Origin of the sequence: Longimicrobium sp. (assembly GCF_036399255.1) — a bacterium.
GTDB lineage: Bacteria > Gemmatimonadota > Gemmatimonadetes > Longimicrobiales > Longimicrobiaceae > Longimicrobium.
On record NZ_DASWNM010000165.1, the window covers coordinates 1 to 21,050 of the forward strand.

Here is a 21,050-nt window from a genome sequence, read left to right on the forward strand (position 1 = left end):
GTAGATTCCTCGGCCCTGCGACCTGTTGCGCGAGCGGCGAGTATTGAGTGGCCGGGCCTCGGAATGACAGATTCTCGTCTGAATTTCACGTCTTCGCCCAAAAGCCCTGATCTGTCATCCCGAGGCCCGGCCAGCGAGCACTCTCCGCAGCCACGAAAGGTCGCAGGGCCGAGGGATCTGCTTCCGGCCACCTGGAGCGTGGTCGCGGCAGCCCCGCGCCAGACCCGCGGCGACTCCAGAGTCCGACGAGGCAGGCCCGATCTGTCATCCCGAGGCCCGGCCAGCGAGCACTTTCCGCAGCCACGAAAGGTCGCAGGGCCGAGGGATCTACTATCGGCCACCTGGAGCGTGGTCGCGGCAGCCCCGCGCCGGACCCGCGGCGACTCCAGAGTCCGACGAGGCCGGTTTCTCGTCATCCGCTAGGAGCTTTGTCGTGCTGCGTCGTGACCGCAGGGACAGTGAGGGCTGCCGCGACGGGGTTCGAGGAATCCGACAGTAGATTCCTTGGCCCTGCAACCTGTTGCGCGAGCGGCGAGTATGGAGTGGCCGGGCCTCGGAATGACAGGCTCTCGTCTTTTCCGAACCGCCAAGCTCTGTCATCCCGAGGCCCAGCCAGCGAGCACCCTTCGCAGCCACGGAAGGTCGCAGGGCCGAGGGATCTACTTTCGGCCACCTGGAGCGTGGTCGCGGCAGCCCCGCTCCGGTCCCGCGGCGACTCCAGCGTCATCCCCCCACAGGCATTGTCGGGTGGGGGCGTGACCGCGAGTGCGGCGCGCGCTGCCGCGTCGGGGTTCGAGGATCCCGACAGTAGATTCCTCGGCCCTGCGACCTGTTGCGCGAGCGGCGAGTATCGAGTGGCCGGGCCTCGGAATGACAGAGCGGGAGCGCATCCAGAATCATCTACTAAAAAACTAGTTGACAGCCGCGGGGGTGCCGATTATCATCTACTAAGACTCTAGTAGAAGGAGGCGGGCCGGTGGAGATCAGCTTTACGGAGCGGGAGCTGGACGTGATGGGCGTGCTGTGGGACCGCGGCGGCGGCACCGTGGCCGAGGTGCGCGAGCGGCTGGCCGACGACCTGGCCTATACCACCGTGCTCACCGTCCTGCGCACGCTGGAGGAAAAGGGGTACGTGGGCCACGTCGAAAAGGGCAAGGCGTACCGCTACCACCCCCTGGTGGAGCGGCAGGCGGCGGGGACCAGCGTGCTCAAGCGCATGCTGCACAAGCTGTTCAAGGATTCGCCCGAGTTGCTGCTGACCCACTTGGTCAGCGACCGCGGCCTGAGCGACGACGAGCTGCGGCGCATGCGGCGGCTATTGGACGAGCGCATGGGAGAGGAGGAGGGATGATCGCGTTCTGGATGCTGTACTGCCTGGCCGTCGGCGCGCTGCTCTCGCTGGGCGCGCTGGCGATGGAGCGGGCGATGCGCGCCTTTCGCCGCCCCCAGCGCTGGATCTGGGCCGCGGCGATGGTGCTGGCGATGGCCCTCCCCGCCGCCGCGCGCTGGCTGCCCCGCGCGTCGGAGCCGGTTCTCGCCCGCACCGCGATGGACGCGTCCGGCGGCGGCGCGGTGCGGATGCGGGCGGCCGGGCCGCCTCCCGCCGTGGCGGAATCGAAGCCGCGCATCGACGTGGCGGCGCTGGACCGGCCGCTGGCGTACGGGTGGATGGGGATGTCGGCGGTGGCGCTCCTCGCACTCTTCGCCGCATCGGCGGTGCTGGAGCGGCGGCGGCGGGGATGGCACGCGGTGGAGGTGGATGGCGTCCCCGTCCTCCTTTCTCCGACGACGGGGCCGGCGGTGATCGGGCTCTTCCGCAGCCGCATCGTCCTTCCCGCGTGGGTGGTGGCGGATGCCGATCCCGCCGTGCGCGCGCTGCTGCTGGAGCACGAACGCGAGCACCTGGATGCGGGCGATCCGCGTCTGCTCGCCCTGGGCCTGGCCACGGTGGCGGTGATGCCGTGGAACCCCGCCGCCTGGTGGATGCTGCGCCGGCTGCGGCTGGCGGTGGAAGTGGATTGCGACGCTCGTGTGCTCGCCCGCCGCGGTGACGTGCGGGCGTACGGCACCCTGCTGCTGGAGGTGGGGCGCCGCGGAACGGGTGGACGCCTGATGGCGGCCGCCTTCAGTGAACCTCGCAGCTTTCTGGAGAGGAGAATCCGCATCATGAGCCAACGCATGCAGCGCCCCCGTGCCCGTTCCCTGGTCCCCGTCCTGGCCGTCTGTGCGGCGTCGCTGCTGGCGATGCGCGCCCTCCCGGCCCCCGCCGTCCCCTCCGCGGAATCGGCCCTCCGCGGCGACACCGTACTGCCGGCGCTGGCGAACGCGGAGGCGGTGGTGCGCGCAATCCAGCGGGAGTACCCGCCCCTGCTTCGCGACGCGGGCGTGCAGGGCTCGGCGTCGGTGCGGATGCGGGTGACGGCGCAGGGGAGCCCGGCGGACGTGGAGGTGGTGCAGGCGTCGCACCCCGCGTTCGGCGAGGCCGCCGTGCGGGCGCTCTCCGTCGCGCGCTTTCGGCCGGCGCGGATCGGCGGATCGGCGGCGGATTTCACGCTCATCCTGCCCTTTCAGTTCAGCCTGAGCGGCAGCGACGCGTGGCCGCCGATTGCCGACGCTCCGGCCGCCGCGCCGGCGTGGGACCGGCCGCCGATGGTCGCCAACGTGGAGGAGCTTACCCGCGCGTTCAACGACGAGTATCCGCCGCTGCTGCGCGATGCCGGGATCACGGCCCGCGTGCAGGTGCAGGTGCGGATCTCCGCCACGGGCGAGGTGGAGGGGGTGCAGGCGCTCTCCAGCACGCATCCCGAAGCCGCGCCCGCGGCGGAGCGGGTGCTGGCGCGGGCGCGGTTCCGCCCGGCCCGCAAGGACGGCCAGCCCGTCGCCGCGGAGGTCGTGATGCCGGTGGAGTTCCGCGCGACGGCGGTGGGGCAGCCATGATCGCGCCCTGGATGCCGCACTGCCTTGCCGCCGCCCGCGTGAAGGGCTGACGAAGCAGGTTTCACGCGGACGACGCGGAGGAAGAGAGAGGGGGCGCGGATGAGGCTTTCATCCGCGTCCCCTTTTCGTTCCTCCGCGTGATCACTCCCACCTTTCGGCCGCACGTTTGGGGGCATATGTAGCAGACGCTTGCTCGGTGTCCGGTGTGCCACCTACATTCGAGGCGACGAAGCCCGCCTCACGCGCTGATCCGCATCTCCCTTCCGGACCCCATGCAGGACCTCGCGGTGCGTTCCCCCGATTTTCACGCGCAGCTCGCCACGCACTTCGGCGCGCTGGAGCCGGCGGCGGCCGATGCGCTCGCCGCCGCCATGCGCCCCGTGCGGGTGAGCGCCGGCCAGGTGCTGTTCCGCGCCGGCGGCGCCGAGCCCGCGCTGTACCTGCTGCTGTCCGGCGAGGTGCACGTGGTGGAGCGCCTGCCGGGCGGCGGCGAGACGGTGCTGCGGACGCTGGCGCCCGGCGAGGCGGTGGACGAGCTGCAGGTGCTGGCCGGCAGCCGCGGCACCGTGGAGGTGCGCGCCGCCACCGACGCCGAGCTGGCCCGCGTGGACGACGCCGCCCGCGACGCCCTGGCCCGCAGCCACGAGCAGCTGCGCCGCGTGTGGGACCGCATTCTCCGCGAGCAGCTGCTCTGCCGCCTGCACGCCGTCTTCGGCACCATGGACCGGCCGCTGCTGGACGACCTGGCGCGGATGGCGGAGTGGATCCACCGCCGCCGCGGCGAGCTGCTGTTCGAGCAGAACCAGGCCGGCGGGGCGCTCTACCTGGTGATCAGCGGACGCGTGCGCACCGCCCGCATCGAAAAGGACGGCTCCACCCGCGTGCTGGGCGAGGCGGCGCGCGGCGAGATGGTAGGCGAGCTCTCGTTCTTTGGCTGCGAGCCGCGTGGCGAGCGGGTGGAGGCGGTGCGCGATTCCGTCCTGGTGGGCTTCAGCAACGACGAGTTCGACCGGCTGGTCGCCCGCCGCCCGCAGACGCTGCGCGAGGTGACGCGGCAGGTGGTGGACCGCATCGGCCGGGGCCGTCCGGAGGCGGCGGTGGCGAAGGTGACGAACATCGCCGTGGTGGCCGCCAGCCCGGGCGCGCCCGTGGCCGCCTTCTGCGAGCGGCTGGCCGCGGCGCTGGCGGAGCACGGCCCCACGCTGCACCTGACGGCGGAGGGGGTGGAGCGGCGGATGACGGAGGCGGGCATCGCCCAGGCGTGGGGGCAGACGCCGGACGCGGCGCGGCTGCTGGCCTGGCTGGAGGCGCGCGAGGTGGACCACCGCTTCGTGGTCTACCAGGCGGAGGAAGGGCACACCGCCTGGACCCGCCGCTGCATGCGCCAGGCGGACCGCGTCCTCCTGGTCGCCCGCGCGGACGAGGACCCCGCGCCGGGGCCGGTGGAGCAGGCGCTGTCCAAGCTGGAGGACCGCGCCACGGACGCGCACGAGGTGCTCGTGCTCGTCCACCCGGACGGCGTCACGCGCCCCAGCGGGACGCGGCGGTGGCTGGCGGGGCGCAAGGTGCGCGAGCACCTGCACCTGCGCTGGGATGGTGCCGGGGACTTTGCCCGACTCGGCAGGATGCTGGCCGGGCGCGCGGTGGGCGTGGTGCTGGGCGGCGGCGGGGCGCGCGGGTTCGCGCACATCGGCGTGCTGCGTGCGCTGGTGGAGGCGGGCGTGCCCATCGACTTCATCGGCGGCACCAGCATGGGCGCCGGCGTGGCCGCCCAGTACGCGCTGGGCATTCCGCCGGACGAGCTGCTGGCCATCAACCGCCGCATCTATCTGGAGTGGCGGCCGCAGAAGGAGCTCACCCTTCCCCTGGTCGCGCTGGTGGACAACCGCCTGGCCGGCGTCTGCGGCGAGCGCGTGTACGGCGCCACGGAGATCGAGGACCTGTGGACGCCGTACTTCTGCATCACCAGCAACCTGTCCACCGCCGAGATGGTGGTGCACCGCACGGGGCTGCTGCGCAAGTACGTGCTGGCCAGCGCCTCCATCCCCGTATTCGCCCCGCCGGTACTGGAAGGCAACCACCTGCTGGTGGACGGCGCGCTGCTCAACAACCTGCCCACCGACGTCATGCGGCAGCAGGGGTGCGGCGTGGTGGTGGCGTCGGAGGTGTCGCTGGAGGTGGACGACGGCTTTCTGGCCGACCACGTCCCCACCGCCTGGGAGGTGCTGCGCGGCCGCTTTCGCCGCCGCCCGGGGCACCGGCCGTTTCCGGGGATCATGGAGATGGCCATGCGCGCCAGCCTGCTGCACAGCACCTCCCGCGAGCGCGCGTCGCTGGAAGAGGCGGACTTCTGCCTGCGCCCGCCGGTGGAGGGCTTCAGCCTGATGCAGTTCGAGGGGATGGACGCCATCGCGGCGGTGGGATACGAGTACGCCCGCGAGGCGGTGGCTGCCTGGGCCGAGCGGCCGGGCGCCCGCCCGGCCGAAGCAGGCGCCTGACTTCCTGAACGGGGGTTGCTAAACCTCTCAAGCTCACAACGAAGCGTGACTGCCTGAGAGGATATTGCTAAACCCCTAACCTCACAAAGCAGCGATGACTTCCTGAGGGAGCGCACCACGTGTAACCCGATTTCACACAACCGCCTGCGCGCGACCGAAGGACCTCGTCTCGGCGGCGCAGGGGTCAGATCAGGGCACGGGACCAGCCCCGTCGTTCTGCTGGCGAGGTCCTTCGGTCGGCGCCAAGGTGCAGTGTACAAGCGAGTTACGGGGCGGCGCCTCCCTCAGGAAGTCAATCGCGGGGTGAGGTTTAGCAACATCTCTTGAGGCAGCGCACGAAGAAGCTGGAAGACACACAAGCGGTGGCGCGCGACCGAAGGATCTGCTCCCGGACGCGACAGGGGCGGATCCTGGGACGAGAGCCAGCCCATTCGTTCCGCCGGCCATCTTCCAGTCAGCGCTCCCGGCGGCATTCTCCGAAGCAGCACGATCCACAACACGGACGGACGGGGGACTGATGCAGGGGTTCGACCGGCTGGTGCGGATGGTCCAGAAGGGATACGAGCGGATCGGCGGAAGCGGCGCGCCCTCCTTCGCGGTGCAGCTGCCCGGTGCCACGCCCACGGTGTTCGGGCGCGGGGATCCGGAGGCCACCGTGGTGGTGAACGACCGGCGCGGCGCCGCGGCGCTGGCGCGCATGGACGCCATGGCCGTGTGCGAGGCGTACCTGGCCGGCGCGCTGGACGTGGTGGGCGACATCAAGCCTCTGCTGGCACTGCGCTCGATGTTCGCGGACCGGCATCCCCTGCGTTCGGTGATGCGCTTCGTCCGGCCGCTGCTGGTGGGGCAGGTGGCCAGCGACCGCGCCTGGATCGCCGAGCACTACGACCGCGAGCCCGAGTTCTACCTCCTCTTCCTGGACGCGCGCCACCGCTGCTACTCGCAGGGCGTGTTCGCGCACGACGGCGAAGCGCTGGAAGACGCCATCACCCGCAAGCTGGACTTTGCGCTGGAGTCCGTCGGCGCAAAGCCGGGGGACCGGGTGCTGGACGTGGGGGGCGGATGGGGCGCGTTCACGCAGCACGCCGGGCAGAAAGGGGTGCGCGTCACCAGCCTGACGATCTCGCGCGAGTCCGAGGCGTTCATCGGCGCGCTGATCCGCGGCGAGCAGCTGCCGTGCGAGGTGCGCCGCGAGCACCTGTGGGAGCACCAGCCGTCGCAGCGCTACGACGCCATCGTCAACCTGGGGGTGACGGAGCACCTGCCCGACTACGGGCAGACGCTGAAGCACTACGCGCGGCTGCTCAAGCCCGGCGGCCGCATTTGCCTGGACGCCAGCGCCACCCGGCAGAAGTACGACGTTTCCGCCTTCTTCGAGCGCTACATCTTTCGCGGCAACGGCACGCCGCTGTGCCTGCACGACTACCTGGCCCAGGTGGCGCGCAGCCCGTTCGAGGTAGAGACGGTCATCAACGACCGCCACAACTACGGGCTCACCACGCTGCACTGGGCCCGCAATCTGGACGCCCACCGCGCCCAGATCGAGGCCACCTGGGGGACGGCCGCGTACCGGGTGTTCCAGCTGTACCTGTGGGGCTGCGTGGACGGCTTCGAGCGGGATGAGATCCAGGCGTACCGCTGGGTGCTGCGGCTGAAAAGCTAGGGAACAGGGAACAGGGAATAGGGAACAGGGAATAGGGAATAGCGGGACAGGGGACAGGTTACAGCGGGAATGTCGTACCGCGGGTGTGGCTGATGGGGAGTACAAAAACAGCACCTCTCCGAAGTGGATTCGGGGAGGTGCGCTTGCTTGTTGCTGACGCGATGGCCGCGGATTAGTTCGGCGGCGAGCCGGGCGTCGGACGCCGGGGATAGGACTGCACCGCGCCCCACAGACGCGCCTCGTGCACGGCCATGAACGGGCCGGGCGAGTCGTGAGGGACCAGCGTATAGTCCTCGCGGTGGATCCACTCTCCGCGGATGACGGTCAGGTAGACCATCACGTCGCCGGCTTCGCGGCGAGCAAGGGAGTCTACGATGACGGTGTGCCGATCCCTCGTGGCTTCGCAGGGCTTCAGCATCCACCAGACTGGCTCCGCGACCATCGGCGCGCAAGGCTCGGCGTCCCCTAGATGCCGCGCTACCGTGCACCCGTCGAACTTTGCCGTCGTGTCACCCAACACCGACGCCCGGTAATCGATCACGCTGCTGATCGCGCGTGCTTTCCAGTCCTGCGTGTCCTGTGTGTGAAGCGGCGATGACCCGACCAGTAACAGCAGCAGAACCAGCAGGAGCGTTCGCGGCGTCACTGCGCAGCGGGAAACAAGGTGGGCCAGAGGATGTATGCCCAAGTCACCACAGGCAATGAGACCACCGCCCACGTGGGCGGCAGCACATTCCTGCGAATGGCTCGCACCGAACACCAGCAGAGCAGCAACCACCCAGCGAGCAGGATGAGGAGGCGCGCCGGATCGGTCGACTGTGAAGAGGGTCCGCTAAGCGCAATCCAGAAGAGCGCCCGTACCTGGTCAGCGATTCCGACGATCGATGCGATCCCGCACACCAGCAGGATGCGCCGGTAAATTCGCCCTCCCCGAGTGTCGGGGATCATCCGCAAAGCTGTCACTGCTAATCCTTCCTGCCTTCCTGGCGTTTTGCTGCGGATCACGGAACGGCTCCTCACCACTGTGCACCTCGCGCTACGAGGGTGGAAGCCGCGGGTCCAGGCTTGCTCAAGGTGTTGGCACGAACGCGGCGGCTCCGCAGGCAGCGGCGGCAGCCACCAACCCCCAGTAACTCGCATTGGTTTTCTCGGCGACATCGGCCACCGCATCATCCTTGCGGTCTCGTGTGTACTCTACCCGCAACACCCACACCTCCACCATCTCGGCACTGACCGCATCAGGATTCGCTTGGATGACGTCCAGTGTGCGCCGTGCCGACTCGTAGGCCCGCTGGGCGTCCCACCAGCCTTGGAACGCACCAGCCACCTGATCGATGGTGTAGGCGGAGCCGAGCACCGCGAGGACGCACGCCCCCCACAGCAGTGGCCCTTCTTCAAAGGCGGTTGGGCATCCAAAATCCGGGCAGAACGGATCGCTCCCGGTCCCGCCACCTCCACCGCCTCCGGTTCCCCCTCCACCATCGCCGTCTCCGATCGCCCCGCCACCACCACCGCCCGTGCAGCCCTGCGCTGTCGCGTCTCCAGGGCCGCCCGGAATCGTGGAGGCGATGCAGTCGTCGCCGCCACAGTCGTAGTGATACTCATCGCAGTCTCCCCAATCCGGCGACTGCGGCGGGCACCTGTAGATTCCGTCCTGAAGGTAGCACTCCCCGGAGAGCATGGGACCCGCGCCCGAAACGTCAGGTGCCGCGTGCGTGCTCGTGGGCAGATCGCCGCAAGCGGAGAGGAACAGCGGAAGCAGGAACGCCAGCAGTCTGAGTAAATCCGTACGCATTATTCTGATCTCCTGGCGCGGAGGCGGCGAGCGAGGTTCCGGCATGGAGGCCAGGCGCGGCGATAGTATCGTTGAACGTAAGTGCGCATAAGGATCGTCACAAGGCTTGCCCGGATGGCTGCCGTGCATCTGCGCGCATGAATTTTCTCGTCCTTCGACAGGCCGGTGGGTCGCGTCACCCTCCCCCGCGCTGTTTGCGGGGGAGGGCTTGGGGTGGGGGGCGCCGGCCGACACAGTGCGGGGTCATTCGCCGAGCTTCGATCCTGGCTCCACACCCAACCTCCCCCAGCAGTTTTGGGGGAGGTGGGCGAGTAATGCGAGCCCGGAGGGGGCGCCCGCCGCGCGCACGGCACCGTCCACCCAGGATCGAATTCCTCCTCCCCGGCCCAATGGTTTGCACGGGAGACCGGGGGAGCAGGGCGCCCTGCTAAATTCTTCCCCTCCCACTCTGGCGACCGGACGAACGTCCGTATATTGTATCCGATCGACAAAAACGTGGCAGTTCAGGCGCCGCCGCAGTCCTCGCGGCGCGCCTCGTCGTAGCGGCGGCCGGCCGTCCCTGCCGGTGCCCGCTGTTCCCTATTCCCTGTTCCCTGTTCCCTCCATGCTACGCACCCTGTCCGTGGCGCTCCTTGCCGCGGCGGCCGCAGCCCTGCCCGCCGGGGCGCAGGAGCAGCCGCACGCGTTCCGGGGCGCCACCATCCTTCCCATCTCCGGCGCGCCCATCCAGAACGGCGTGCTGGTGGTGCAGGGGGGCAAGATCACCGCGGTGGGCGGGCCCGAGACGGCCATCCCCGCCGGCGCCGTGGTGCACGACGCGGCGGGCAAGACCATCATGCCCGGGCTGGTCGACACGCACTCGCACATCGGCAACGGCGACGGCGGCGACCGCAGCAGCCCCATGCACCCGTCCGTCCGCATCCTGGACGCTATCGACGCGCGCGACGAGGGGATCCAGAAGGCGCAGGCCGGCGGCATCACCACCGTCAACGTGATGCCCGGCAGCGGCCACCTGATGAGCGGCCAGACCGCCTACCTCAAGCTGCGCGACGGCACCGACATCTACGACCTGCTGTTCTGCCGCGACGTGCAGCGCGAGATCTGCGGCGGAATGAAGATGGCCAACGGCACCAACCCGCGCGGCGAGCCGCCGTTTCCCGGCACCCGCGGCCGCGCCGCCTCCATCGTGCGCGAGCGCTTCGTCCGCGCGCAGGAGTACCAGCAGAAGATCCGCGCCGCCGGCGGCGCCGACCGCGTTTCGCCGCGCGACCTGGAGCTGGAGGCGCTGGCCGAGGTGCTGGACGGGCGCCGCGTGGTGCACTTTCACACCCACCGCGCCGACGACATCCTCACCGCGCTGCGGCTGAGCCGGGAGTTCGGCTTTCGCATCGTGCTGCAGCACGTGAGCGAGGCGTGGAAGGTGGCCGACGAGATCGCCGCCGCGCGCGCCCCGGCCTCCATCATCATCCTGGACTCCCCCGGCGGAAAGCTGGAGACGCTGGACTTCAGCAACGTCAACGGAGCCGCGCTGGAGCGGGCGGGCGTGCTGACCGCCTTTCACACCGACGACGGCATCACCGACAGCCGCTTCTTCCTTCGCTCCGCCGGCTTCGGCGTGCGCATGGGGATGTCGCGCGAGCGGGCGCTGGAGGCCATGACCATCGCCGGCGCCCGCATGATGGGGCTGGAGGCCCGCGTGGGCACGCTGGAGCCCGGCAAGGACGCCGACTTCCTGGTGCTGTCCGGCGATCCGCTCTCCATCTACACGCACGTGGAGCAGACCTGGGTGGAGGGGAACAAGGTGTTCGACCTGGCCGACCCGGCGGATCGCGGCTACGCCATCGGCGGCCCGGACGTGTTCGACGGCACCACCATGCACACCCACGACGGCGAGGAAGGCCACTGATGCGGCGGATGAACGGAATCGCGCTGGCGTCGGCGGCGCTGGCGCTGGGCGCCACGGGGGCGGACGCGCAGGTGGCGGTGCGCGGCGAGACGGTCTACACCATGGCCGGCGCCGCCATCCGCGACGGCGTCGTGCTCGTCGGCGCGGACGGCAAGATCGAGCGGGTGGGGAGCGCGGCCGAGGTGCCCATCCCCGCCGGCTACCGCACGCTTACGGGCCGGGTGGTCACCCCCGGGCTGGTGGACGCGCACAGCGTGGTGGGGCTGGCGGGGGCGATGAACCAGCCCCACGACCAGGACCAGCTGGACCGCAACGAGGCCATCGCCCCCGAGCTGCGCGCCATCGACGCCTACAACGCCCGCGAGCAACTGGTGGGGTGGCTGCGCGGATACGGCGTGACCACGGTGCACACCGGCCACGGCCCCGGCGCGCTGGTCAGCGGGCAGACGATGATCGTAAAGACCCGCGGCGACGACGTGGGCGAGGCGCTGGTGGATACGACGACGATGGTCGCGTTCACCCTGGGGCCCTCCGTGGGGCAGACCTTCCGCAACGCCGGCACCCGCTCGCGCGGCATCGCCCTGCTGCGCGCGGAGTTGCAGAAGGCGCGCGAGTACGACCGCCGGCGCGGCGGCACGGGCGGCGGAAGCCGCGGCGGCAGTGGCGGAAGCGGCGGTGAGGGAAGCACAATCCGCGACGGGGACCGCGCCAGCGCCGCGGCCAACCCCCGCACCGCGGACCGCGCCACCAACGAGCCGCGCGCAACCGGCGGCGGCAACGCCAACCGCGGCGGCGGCGGTTCGGGTGGCGAGGGCGCGGGCTCGCGTGACCTGGGGCTGGAGATGCTGGCGCGCGTGCTGAACCGCGAGGTGCCGGCGCTCATCACCGCGCACCGGGTGTCGGAGATCCTGGCGGCGCTGCGGCTGCAGGAGGAGTTCGGCTTTGACCTGGTGCTGGACGGCGCGGCGGAGAGCTACCTGGTGATGGACGAGATCCGCCGGGCCAACGTCCCCGTGATCCTGCACCCCACGATGGTGCGGCTGGGCGGCGAGACCGCCGGCGCCACGCTGGAAACCGCCAGCAGGCTGCGCCAGGCCGGCATCACCGTGGCCCTGCAGAGCGGGTTCGAGGGCTACGTCCCCAAGACGCGCGTGGTGCTGTTCGAGGCCGCCGTCGCCGCCGCCAACGGGCTGTCGATGGAAGACGCGCTGCGCACCATCACCATCGACGCCGCGCGCGTGATCGGGGTGGGCGACCGCGTGGGCTCGCTGGAGCGCGGCAAGGACGGCGACGTGGTGGTGTTCGACGGCGACCCCTTCGAGTACACCTCGCACGTCTGCGCCGTGGTCATCGACGGCCAGGTGGTGAGCGAGGAGTGCCGGTAGAGGAAAGAAGTGCGTGAGTGCGTGAGTGCGTGAGTGCGGAAGTGCGGAAGTGCGGAAGTAGGAGATCGCGCACCGTAGTGTAATTCAGGAGGCCGGGACCGCGGGTGGTCCCGGCCTCTTCGTCTGCGCCTCCCACGCTACGCCCCGGGGTCCGTGGCTTCCCGGGCTGGGCGTGGAACGGCGCCGGTCAGTAGTGCACGCACCAGCAACCGCCCCCGGCGACGCAGCTCCCGGTGTCGTATCCCATTGCCCGGCAGCTGTCGCGGCACTGCGCATGGTTGAGATTGCTGCACGCGCGCGCCGCATCGGCTTCGGCCCGCGGTGCGGCGAGCGCCTGCGTTGCGCCGAAGCCCAGAGCGGCCATCGTTGCCGCCGCGAACAGCCCGTGGCGCAGCATCCTGGTTGAGCGGAGCATGGAATCCTCCTGACCGGCGTAATGCCCGGCGCGTTCCTGCACGCCGGACGAGGATGGATGTTCCCGAGTGTACCTGCATGGATATTTCAGGTCAAGAAGTTCGATCATCCGGGACGATGGACGGGACTTCCGGGGAAGCCACGCAGCCGTGGTCGTCTCCTGTCACCCGTGCAGATGCGGCCTGTCGATTTGAAAGATCGTTTGCCGATTTGGCCAGTCCTGGCTGGAACGCCGGTTGCCTTTTCCCCCGGCAGCCGGCGCGGATGAGGACGGTGCATCCGCGCCACGATGAGAGACACACCGTCGCAACTTTCGGAGAACCGAACCGGAGGAAACGACCATGGCACTGTATCCCACCACCACCCGCTACGCCGAGCCGTTCGACCAGCTGTTCGACACGTTCTTCGGCAACGGCGGCCGGGCCGCCAACGGCAACAGCCTGATGCGCGCGCCCGAGACGGACGTGATCGAGACGGAGCGCGAGATCCGCGTGGTCACCGAGATGCCCGGCCTGCGCCGCGAGAACATCGAGATCGACGTGGAGAACAACGTCCTGACCATCCGGGGTGAGAAGCGCGAGCAGCGCACCGAGGGCGAGAAGGGCCGCTGGCACCTGGCCGAGCGCCGCTACGGTACCTTCACCCGCAGCTTCGTGCTGCCGCGCGACGTGGACTCCGACAACATCCAGGCGGGCTTCCAGGACGGCGTGCTGACCGTCACCGTGCCCAAGAGCGAAAAGGCGCGCCGCCGCCGCATCGAGGTCGGCGGCGAGGTGAGCCAGCCGCAGCTGGGCACCGAGAGCCAGAACGGCGAGCAGCCGCAGGGCTGATCTCGGCTCGGGGGATGACGACGGGGCCGGCGGAGCGATCCGCCGGCCCCGTTGCTTTGGGTGCGAAAGTGCGAAGTGCGAAAGCGCGGCCCCCGTGAGCGGCTGAAGCCGCCGCAACAACCGCGGAAAGCCTCGCAAACAGCGCGAGGCTTCACCTGATTCACCTGCGGGAACGCACCGGGAGAGGGTGCGAGCCTGAACGAGCGGGTGAGGGCCCCCGCGGACGCAGCCCGGTGCCAGTCGAACGACCCATCTCATCTGCTCAGCCCCCCGTCACCTGTTCCCCCGCTGGTACGTCGCCTGCGCCCCGGGCGCCCCTCATCCGCCGGAAACCGCCGTGCCCGAGGGTGCCCACATGCCGTCCACGCGCTTCATCCGCTTCGCCGCCGCGCTGCTGATCATCGCCTTGCCCGCATGCTCCTCCGCGGGCGGGGGCGGGGGAGCGGGCGGAAACAATCCGCTGAACCCGGCGGACTCGGCGTCGGTGGAGCTGGTGCGCGCGGCGGCCATCCCCATCACCGGCGCGCAGACGGACTACGAATCGCTGATGGCCCTTATCGGCGACGCCCGGTTCGTGGTGCTGGGTGAGGCCACGCACGGCACCCAGGAGTTCTACCACGAGCGCGCCCGCATCACCCGGCGCCTCATCCAGGAAAAAGGCTTCGCGGCCATGGCCATCGAAGGCGAGTGGCCCGATGCGCAGGCCGTGCACCGCTTCGTTCGCGGAACCGGCGGCCCTGCCACGGCGGAGGAGGGGCTGCGCGGCTTTACCTCCGGATTTCCCGAGTGGATGTGGGCCAACACCGCCATCCGCGACCTGGTGGTGTGGATGCGCGAGCACAACGCCGGGCGCCCGGCGGAGCAGCAGGTGGGCTTCTACGGGCTGGACGTGTACAGCTGGTTCGAGTCCGCGGATTCCGTGGTGGCGTACCTGTCGCGCGTGGATCCGGACGCCGCCGGCCGCGCGCGCGAGCGCTATGCCTGCCTGCGCCCGCACCGGCAGAATCCCGTCGCCTACGGGTCCATCGCCCTGCGCAACGCCGAGCGCTCGTGCCAGGACGAGGCGGCGGAGCAGGTGGCGGAGATGGAGCAGCTGTACGCCGCGGGCGGCGGCGACGCGCACGCGCGGGACGAGCGATTTTCCGCGCTGCAGAACGCGCGCGTGGTGGCCGGCGGCGAGGCGTACTGGCGCGCGCAGTGGGAGGGTGGCCCCGCGTCGTGGAACGCGCGCGACCGCCACATGGCCACCACGCTGGAGCACCTGGTGGACCACCTGCAGGCGCAGGGGCGCACGCCCAAGGTCGTGGTGTGGGCGCACAACACCCACGCGGGCGACGCGCGGCTCACGGAGATGGGGCAGGGCGGCGAGTGGAACGTGGGCCAGCTGATGCGGCAGGCGTTCGAGGGCGAATCGGTCCTCGTCGGCTTCACCACCTACCACGGTGCCGTGCTGGCGGCGGAAGAGTGGGATGCGCCTGGCCGCGTCCGCCGGCTGAACCCCGCGCTGCCGGAGAGCTTCTCCGCGCTCTTTCACCGCACCGGCATCCCCGCCTTCCTGCTCACCTTCCGTGGGCGCGAAGAGCTTTCGCGCGCCATGGGTGAGCCGCGCCTGGAGCGCGCCGTGGGCGTGGTCTACATGCCCGCCACCGAGCGGCAGAGCCACTACTTCACCGCCATGCTCTCCCGCCAGTTCGACGCCGTCATCCACGTCGACAGCAGCACCGCCGTCACCCCGCTCCCCGTGCGGCGATAGCCCGGCCGCCCGCTGAGAGAACGTCCAGAGGGAACTCGACAACGGTCAAGGATCGCCCGGAGGCTGGCGATCCGGGCCTTCTAATCCGCTCCCTTTGCCGTCGTGGCGAGGGAGCCTTTCATTTTGGTTTGGGGGCCTAAATGAAAGATAAGGTGTTCGCGCGATGTCGAGACGGGTCTGAAAACGGAATAAGACAAGGAAGATTCTTTACGGTTCATCATCTCTGAGCTATTCGCCATGCCCGGAACCGGCTGGTTCTCGTACTCCCGATGGCCGAGTTGAGGCGAAATGGCTCCTTGTACTTTCCGGGCGCACCAGACGGCCATAAGGTTTCCGGCTTCTCGTAAGCTCACCGAGCAGGGATATCCGGGCACATGCGTAAACCTCAAGCGGCAGACCGCCGTCTACCGATCATTCTGATGCTCTTGATGGGAGTGATCGGCACGGCATGCAGTGACGCTCCGTTTTCACCCGGTAACATCTCTCCCCCAGTGGCTCCTTCCAGAATCGAAGTAGAAGCCCCTTACGAAGTGTTCTCCGGGACGACGCAGCCTACGTGGACGCAGCACGTTGCGATTCCCGATTCGGTGTGGGTGCTCGTCCAGGCGGAGGGGAGGATTGCCTACAGCCGGAATCCGCTGTGCTTTTCGCCCGCTTACAAAGGACTATGCGACGCGCCCCCGCTGCCGCTGGAAACAGAGGGTCCGTACGGACCCGCGGAGGACCCGGCGAGTGCAAGAGTCAGCGTGCAGAGGCTTGGCGGCCCGGCTCCGATCGACAACTTCTCGTCGGGCACCGGCCTGTACAGTCCAACCGGAGACAGGAAGAGCCCGATCGGGCGCTTGCTGTTCCGGAACGTGAGCGGTCCGGGGTTTGTGTGGACACGCCGGCAGGTACTTCAAACCTACGCGGGGAACCCCACAAGCCCGTCCGGAGCCTACATCCCCGTGTTCGTCACCAGCGGGGAGCAGCACGTCAGCGTGCAGGTCGTCCCCACGCCATTGCGGATCGCCGGCCCTGCCGAAGTCAGCCCCGGCGATGAGGTGACGTTCACCGCGGAGCCGGTAGGCGACTTCCGGATACGTGACCCGCAGGGACGCAGGGGAGTCTTGTGGCAGTTCTTGCCTGGGGACACGCTGGAGAAACACAATCCGGCGAGCCCGCGCGAAGATGTCCCGTGCGATAGCGTGCAGTGCAAGTACGCCCCTATCACGAGCGGCCGGCTTGTCGCGAGCACGTACGTCGAGGGGCAGCCGCTTTCGGTCGCAAGCCAAGTGGTTCGCGTTGGTAGTTCGCGCCTGAACCTCACCTGTACCCCCAACCCGCTGCTACGCGGCGGTGAGATTCGTTGTACGGCGCGCGCGGAGCCGCATGGTGAACTGGAGGTTACGGGCTGGTCCTTTACGGGTGACGGGCGAACGATTGAACGCCCAAGCTCGGAAGCCCATTCCACAGAATGGAACGGCATCATGGTCGTTCCCGGCCTGATCTCTGTACGGGGCCGTATAGATGGTCACGATCACTCGGACTCCGCCAGAATCGAGATTTCTGACCGGACGAATTGGCCAGCGGTCTCATATCCACCCCCACCGGAGCCGACGCGAAGCACGGAATTGCCGTATCCGCCGATGAACCAGTCCGCCGGTGAGAGAAGCCACGGTGTGCTCGGCCGATACACAATCCTGACCGCGTACGCCGGAAAGTTTGGGGCCGGTAGTGGCCCAAATGCCAACTGGTGGTATTTCAGAGCGCCGCCTAACTTCGAGGGGCCGGTCATTCACTTGAACCCGGCTTTGTTCCCGGACGACGCGTTCTTCCGCGCCCAGACCGGCGGGCGTTTCTGTGACCGTGAGTTCATGATGCGGACACGCCGCCACGTAGAACGGCATGAGCGGCGGCACCACGATATTTCGGCCGGATACTGGTCGTCCAGTCAAGCCGCCGCGGCGCTGGAACGAGCTACTATGTACTACACCGGTAGTGACATCGGCCAATTGGCGGAGGGTCTCCTTGCTCCGGCTGAGGGACCGCTACAGGAGGAGCAAGCGAAGTTCGACAGCGGCGACATCGTGCGGGTAACCTGCACCTTCAACATGAACTTTCGGCAGGAGCGATGAGCATGCGGGCGATGCTAGTGATCATCCTCGTCGCGCTTGCGCCTGTCAGCGTCCACGCGCAGGCGCACGCGGATTCCGTCCACCACAGGAACGACTGCCGGTTAGCCCGGCAGGTTATCGAAACCGGGCAGCCGAGCCGGCACACTGATTGGGCGCTTAGACAGATCGGCGGGTGCGGGTCCGAGGTTTACGGGGCGTCCATCGCCGCCGGTGTCCGACGCCTCCGTGCGGAAACTGACACAGCCGTTCTTGGGCGCCTGTGGAACCCAATGCATTTTCTCCAAGACGGCTCCCTGTATGACGCCGCGCTCGAAATTGCGGGCGACCGTGCCGCCAGCGTTCCTTCGCGCGTATTCGCGCTACTCGCGCTCATACATGCATCGCGTCTTGGGACGAGCGCTACCTACCCCGGCGTCACAGGGGGGTTCGACGAGCACGGCTTCGTGCGTGGTGGTTGCGGCAACATTACCGTATATGACGACGTGAGGATCACCGGAACACCTTTGCCTGCGGACTGGCGGGCGCAGGTTCAAGCGCTCGGCGAACGACTGCGCTCAGATCTTTCCGAGCCCCTGGATGTCCGTACCGCAGCGAGTTGCCTACCGGGCTAATCAGGTTCACGGTTGCAGCCAGGCTGACCAGTGGTTTGCCTCGGCAGTTCATGGCGATGTGGCAGAGAGGAGGCACCGCTCCCCCACGGGACACCCGTTCTGCCATAAGCAGCGGCCTGCGTAGCTCGGCATGCACGGGACCGGGTGGCTAGTAAGGATGAGCGCAGGGAACGCAGCTTCCACCAGGGCACGAGTGGTTGTTCGGGGCACTCATATCACCGGCATCCGCTGCCTGTTTACGAGCTTCTGCTCAACCACCAGCCTTGACGTTTCCACGGATGCCGGATCGAACGAGTGTTTCGTTGGTCGTCGCCGTTGTTGTCACGTGCCTCTCCGCGCAGCCGGCCTTTGGGCAAGCGAATCTCGACAGCGTAAAGCATCGCCATGACTGCCGACTGGCCGGGCAGATCGTCACGCTGGGTCAGCCGGCCAACCGGCGTGACTGGGCGCTTCGGCTGCTCCCGACCTGCGGCCCTGTCGGGGGAAGCTCCATCGCTAAGGCGTTCGGGTCTTTCCGCTCGACAGAAACTTGGGATCAGCGTTTGGAGGATATCGTGATGCTCACGAGCGTGCTTCACGATGCCCGCATCTTCGATGCAGCTGCCCAAGTAGCCGCCGATCGGAGCGCGGGAAAGGCCGCCCGAATCCAGGCTTTGCGAGTGCTTTTCTTTCAGCTTGGCACAAGCTACGCAGACCCATACGAAAGCTTTCTAGCAGCGAATGAGATCACCTACATACCCATCGGTGATTATCCGTTAAGCGTAGGCACGCCCCTTCCCCCCGACGCGGCGAATCGCGCCGCAGAGATCGCTTGGTCGATCATCCTTTCTGAGCCCGGAGATGCCGATCTGTGTACCGCGGCACGCAAATTCGCGTCTGCAGCACGGCGGCGCTGACCGGGGTGGTAGGGCGAGTGATTCTGATCAGAATCAAGGGCATCGCTGGACTCGATTGAGAAGGTGATGAGCCAGACCTCGTCCACGATCCCCATGCGTGCGTTCCGCTCCGCGATCACGTCCGCCTTGCTCCTGACCCTCTGGGCCGGGGGGTGCGCCCGCGCGCAGGACGGTGCTTCGGCGCTGCCGGAGGCGGCGGAGCGGCGCGCGGCGGGCATCGCGGTGCGCGAGGTGGCGCGCAGCCGGGTGGACACGCTCTTTCAGCAGGTCACCGGGGTGGACGTGGACTCGCGCGGGCGCGTCTATGTGGGGGACTGGTTTGCGTCGCGCGTCGCCGTGCTGGACTCCACCGGCGCGCTGGTGGCCACCATGGGCCGGCGCGGGCTGGGTCCGGGCGAGTTCCGCTCCATCCGCGGCGTGCAGGTGCTGCCCGGCGACAGCCTGCTGGTCTACGATCCCTCGGCGGCGCGGCTGAGCGTGTTCGCGCCGGGGGCGGCGGCTCCGGCGTACGTGCTGAACGTGGGGGCCGCGAGCGCTCCGCCCTTCCTCATCCACCGCACCCGCGCCAACGACGCGTTCGTCGCCATGTTCCGCCCCGCCTTTCGCGGCGACGACACGGCGCGGGCCACCGAGCGGCTGCGGGTGCTGGGCCTGGACGGGCGCCCGCGCGGCGAGCCCCTTCGCGCCTACCCCGCCCGCGGCTTTCTGCGCGTGAGCGGACCCGACGGCTTTGCCGTGACGCCGGACCCGTTCGGCAGCGAAGGATTGTACGCGGTGGGCGCGGACGGCCGCATCCACTACCTGTGGAGCGACTCGCTGGCGGTGGAGACGATGGACCTGGAGGGGCGCCGGACGGGCGGCTTTTCCGTGCGCTACCGTCCGCCGCGCGTGCAGCGGGAGGACGTGGCGAGCGAGATCGCGGGGATGCCTCCGCAGATGATGGAGGTGTTTCGGCGGGCGCTGGAGGATTCGCTTCCGGAGCGGTGGCCGGCCGCGCGCGCCCTGCTGGCCGACCCCGACGGGCGGCTCTGGATCGGGCTGCACACCCCGGCGGGCGAGCCGCGCGAGTGGGCGGTCTTCACCGCCGGGGGACGGTACCTGGGCTCCGTGTTCCTTCCGCGCGAGTCGGAACTGCACGCGGTGCGGGGCCGGCGGCTGTACACCGTGCAGAAGGACGCCGACGACGTTCCGCACGTGGTGGTCTACCGGATGGACGCTCAGCCGGGCTAGCGGGAACGGCTGAACGGGGCGATCGCCCCGCATTTTCCCGCGTCGTGTTCACCTTGCTGCAGGGCAGGACATCATGGGCTTCTTCTTTCGCGGGTGGTTGCCGGCCGTCTCCCTTCTCGCCGCGGCGTCTGCCGTGCCGGCCTCGGGGCAGCGCATCGATCCCGACCGGATCTTCGAGGTGACGGTGGAGGTGGACGGAAGGATGATGAACGCCATGATCCAGGAGGGCAGCTCGCTCAAGCTGACCCTGCGCCAGACGGACGAGTACAACCTGAGCCCCGTGCTGCGCGACGCGGCGGCCGGCCGGGTGCTGGTGGCGGTTTCGCGCGGCGCCGCCGGGCAGCCGCGGACGCAGCGGATCGTGGAGCGGCTGGAGCTGACGGCGGGGGTGCCCGTCGCGCTGCGGAGCGCGCCCACCGTGCGCATCGTGCTGGACCGCATCCGTCGCGCCACGCCCGGCCAGGCCGCGGCCTTCCCGCGCCCGTCCTCCACCGGGACGTTCCGGCTCGCGTCGGCCCAGAGCGGCAGCTGCTGCGTCTGCTGCGGCGATGCGTGCGCGTGCGCCTGCGGCGTATCCATGTCGTGCGGGCACTGCTGCTCGCGCGGCTGCTGCGATCCCATCCAGACCGGCAACGACCGCACGCCCATCCTCACGGGCCCGGTGCGCTTCGCCTCGTTCACGCGCGGCACCTGCACGCGCGGCTCCCTGCTGGAGCGCGCGCCCGCGGCGGCTCCCGCGCAGGAGATCCGGACCGCGCTGCGCTGACGGAAGCGATGAAGAACGGAACCGGCCCGGACGCCTAGCGCCCGGGCCGGTTCTGTTTATTGGGGCGGATCCCACACCGCCCCGCTCCCCCGTTCCCCCGCTCCCCCGCTCCCCCATTCACCCGTTCCCCCGTTCCCCCGTTCCCCCGTTCCCCCGTTCCCCCGTTCACCCGTTCACCCGTTCACCCGTTCACCCGTTCACCCGTTCACCCGTTCACCCGTTCACCCGTACACCCGTTCACCCGCGGGA

The 21,050-nt window shown here is 69.2% G+C and carries 16 protein-coding genes; 12 read left to right on the top strand and 4 right to left on the bottom strand.

From position 1 onward, the window contains the following. Window positions 1-976: 976 nt before the first annotated feature. The 4 genes from VGC13_RS31470 to VGC13_RS31485 all read left to right on the top strand — a co-directional run bounded on the left by VGC13_RS31470 (window position 977) and on the right by VGC13_RS31485 (window position 7,098). Window positions 977-1,351, top strand: coding sequence for a BlaI/MecI/CopY family transcriptional regulator (locus tag VGC13_RS31470; protein ID WP_331129319.1), 375 nt, complete (start codon window positions 977-979; stop codon window positions 1,349-1,351). Beyond that, entirely contained in the window at window positions 1,348-2,937 is a 1,590-nt protein-coding gene (locus VGC13_RS31475; protein WP_331129320.1) for a M56 family metallopeptidase, read from the top strand. Before VGC13_RS31470 ends, VGC13_RS31475 begins: the two co-directional genes overlap by 4 nt. Before the next feature lie 272 nt (window positions 2,938-3,209). After that, the gene (locus tag VGC13_RS31480; RefSeq protein WP_331129321.1) at window positions 3,210-5,435 is read left to right on the top strand and encodes a cyclic nucleotide-binding domain-containing protein; all 2,226 of its coding nucleotides are present in this window, start codon (window positions 3,210-3,212) and stop codon (window positions 5,433-5,435) included. A 517-nt stretch (window positions 5,436-5,952) separates the two neighbouring features. Beyond that, the gene (locus VGC13_RS31485) at window positions 5,953-7,098 is read left to right on the top strand and encodes a class I SAM-dependent methyltransferase (protein WP_331129322.1); all 1,146 of its coding nucleotides are present in this window, start codon (window positions 5,953-5,955) and stop codon (window positions 7,096-7,098) included. 172 nt (window positions 7,099-7,270) lie between these two features. Here VGC13_RS31485 and VGC13_RS31490 read toward each other — a convergent pair whose 3' ends face one another. From VGC13_RS31490 to VGC13_RS31500, 3 genes are all read right to left on the bottom strand, one after another. Continuing rightward, window positions 7,271-7,516, bottom strand: coding sequence for a hypothetical protein (locus tag VGC13_RS31490; RefSeq protein ID WP_331129323.1), 246 nt, complete (start codon window positions 7,514-7,516; stop codon window positions 7,271-7,273). A gap of 224 nt (window positions 7,517-7,740) precedes the next feature. Further along, window positions 7,741-8,103, bottom strand: coding sequence for a hypothetical protein (locus VGC13_RS31495; RefSeq protein ID WP_331129324.1), 363 nt, complete (start codon window positions 8,101-8,103; stop codon window positions 7,741-7,743). 64 nt (window positions 8,104-8,167) lie between these two features. Further along, the gene (locus VGC13_RS31500; RefSeq protein WP_331129325.1) at window positions 8,168-9,022 is read right to left on the bottom strand and encodes a hypothetical protein; all 855 of its coding nucleotides are present in this window, start codon (window positions 9,020-9,022) and stop codon (window positions 8,168-8,170) included. A 475-nt stretch (window positions 9,023-9,497) separates the two neighbouring features. On the opposite strand from VGC13_RS31500, the gene VGC13_RS31505 reads away from it, so the two are divergent. Both VGC13_RS31505 and VGC13_RS31510 read left to right on the top strand, forming a co-directional pair. After that, window positions 9,498-10,799: an amidohydrolase family protein gene (locus VGC13_RS31505; RefSeq protein WP_331129326.1), complete on the top strand. Its 1,302-nt coding sequence runs from the start codon at window positions 9,498-9,500 to the stop codon at window positions 10,797-10,799. Beyond that, window positions 10,799-12,184 (top strand): amidohydrolase family protein, encoded by a 1,386-nt coding sequence (locus tag VGC13_RS31510; protein ID WP_331129327.1) that lies wholly within the window; start codon window positions 10,799-10,801, stop codon window positions 12,182-12,184. The genes VGC13_RS31505 and VGC13_RS31510 overlap by 1 nt, the downstream gene beginning before the upstream one ends. 187 nt (window positions 12,185-12,371) lie before the next feature. On the opposite strand, the gene VGC13_RS31515 is transcribed toward VGC13_RS31510, so the two are convergent. Further along, window positions 12,372-12,707, bottom strand: a complete 336-nt coding sequence (locus tag VGC13_RS31515) for a hypothetical protein (protein ID WP_331129328.1) — start codon at window positions 12,705-12,707, stop codon at window positions 12,372-12,374. Window positions 12,708-12,939: 232 nt separating this feature from the next. Here VGC13_RS31515 and VGC13_RS31520 point away from each other — a divergent pair, with 232 nt between their 5' ends. The 6 genes from VGC13_RS31520 (at window position 12,940) to VGC13_RS31545 (ending at window position 20,801) form a co-directional block, all read left to right on the top strand. Then, complete coding sequence (locus VGC13_RS31520; RefSeq protein WP_331129329.1) at window positions 12,940-13,428, top strand: Hsp20/alpha crystallin family protein; 489 nt, start codon at window positions 12,940-12,942, stop codon at window positions 13,426-13,428. Window positions 13,429-13,783: 355 nt separating this feature from the next. After that, on the top strand, window positions 13,784-15,181 hold the full coding sequence (locus tag VGC13_RS31525; RefSeq protein ID WP_331129330.1) for an erythromycin esterase family protein: 1,398 nt from the start codon (window positions 13,784-13,786) through the stop codon (window positions 15,179-15,181). A gap of 947 nt (window positions 15,182-16,128) precedes the next feature. Beyond that, window positions 16,129-17,298 (top strand): hypothetical protein, encoded by a 1,170-nt coding sequence (locus VGC13_RS31530; protein WP_331129331.1) that lies wholly within the window; start codon window positions 16,129-16,131, stop codon window positions 17,296-17,298. Window positions 17,299-18,187: 889 nt separating this feature from the next. Continuing rightward, window positions 18,188-18,805: a hypothetical protein gene (locus VGC13_RS31535; RefSeq protein ID WP_331129332.1), complete on the top strand. Its 618-nt coding sequence runs from the start codon at window positions 18,188-18,190 to the stop codon at window positions 18,803-18,805. 66 nt (window positions 18,806-18,871) lie between these two features. Next, window positions 18,872-20,035 (top strand): hypothetical protein, encoded by a 1,164-nt coding sequence (locus VGC13_RS31540; protein WP_331129333.1) that lies wholly within the window; start codon window positions 18,872-18,874, stop codon window positions 20,033-20,035. Window positions 20,036-20,108: 73 nt separating this feature from the next. Continuing rightward, entirely contained in the window at window positions 20,109-20,801 is a 693-nt protein-coding gene (locus VGC13_RS31545) for a hypothetical protein (protein WP_331129334.1), read from the top strand. Window positions 20,802-21,050: the final 249 nt, after the last annotated feature.

Excerpts from the sequence above, each read along its gene's own strand:
- VGC13_RS31475 (WP_331129320.1), top strand. The coding sequence starts at position 1,348 with ATGATCGCGTTCTGGATGCTGTACTGCCTGGCCGTCGGCGCGCTGCTC.
- VGC13_RS31480 (WP_331129321.1), top strand. The coding sequence starts at position 3,210 with ATGCAGGACCTCGCGGTGCGTTCCCCCGATTTTCACGCGCAGCTCGCC.
- VGC13_RS31485 (WP_331129322.1), top strand. The coding sequence starts at position 5,953 with ATGCAGGGGTTCGACCGGCTGGTGCGGATGGTCCAGAAGGGATACGAG.
- VGC13_RS31490 (WP_331129323.1), bottom strand. The coding sequence starts at position 7,516 with ATGCTGAAGCCCTGCGAAGCCACGAGGGATCGGCACACCGTCATCGTA.
- VGC13_RS31500 (WP_331129325.1), bottom strand. The coding sequence starts at position 9,022 with ATGCACGGCAGCCATCCGGGCAAGCCTTGTGACGATCCTTATGCGCAC.
- VGC13_RS31505 (WP_331129326.1), top strand. The coding sequence starts at position 9,498 with ATGCTACGCACCCTGTCCGTGGCGCTCCTTGCCGCGGCGGCCGCAGCC.
- VGC13_RS31510 (WP_331129327.1), top strand. The coding sequence starts at position 10,799 with ATGCGGCGGATGAACGGAATCGCGCTGGCGTCGGCGGCGCTGGCGCTG.
- VGC13_RS31515 (WP_331129328.1), bottom strand. The coding sequence starts at position 12,707 with ATGATCGAACTTCTTGACCTGAAATATCCATGCAGGTACACTCGGGAA.
- VGC13_RS31520 (WP_331129329.1), top strand. The coding sequence starts at position 12,940 with ATGGCACTGTATCCCACCACCACCCGCTACGCCGAGCCGTTCGACCAG.
- VGC13_RS31525 (WP_331129330.1), top strand. The coding sequence starts at position 13,784 with ATGCCGTCCACGCGCTTCATCCGCTTCGCCGCCGCGCTGCTGATCATC.
- VGC13_RS31535 (WP_331129332.1), top strand. The coding sequence starts at position 18,188 with ATGCCGGATCGAACGAGTGTTTCGTTGGTCGTCGCCGTTGTTGTCACG.
- VGC13_RS31540 (WP_331129333.1), top strand. The coding sequence starts at position 18,872 with ATGAGCCAGACCTCGTCCACGATCCCCATGCGTGCGTTCCGCTCCGCG.
- VGC13_RS31545 (WP_331129334.1), top strand. The coding sequence starts at position 20,109 with ATGGGCTTCTTCTTTCGCGGGTGGTTGCCGGCCGTCTCCCTTCTCGCC.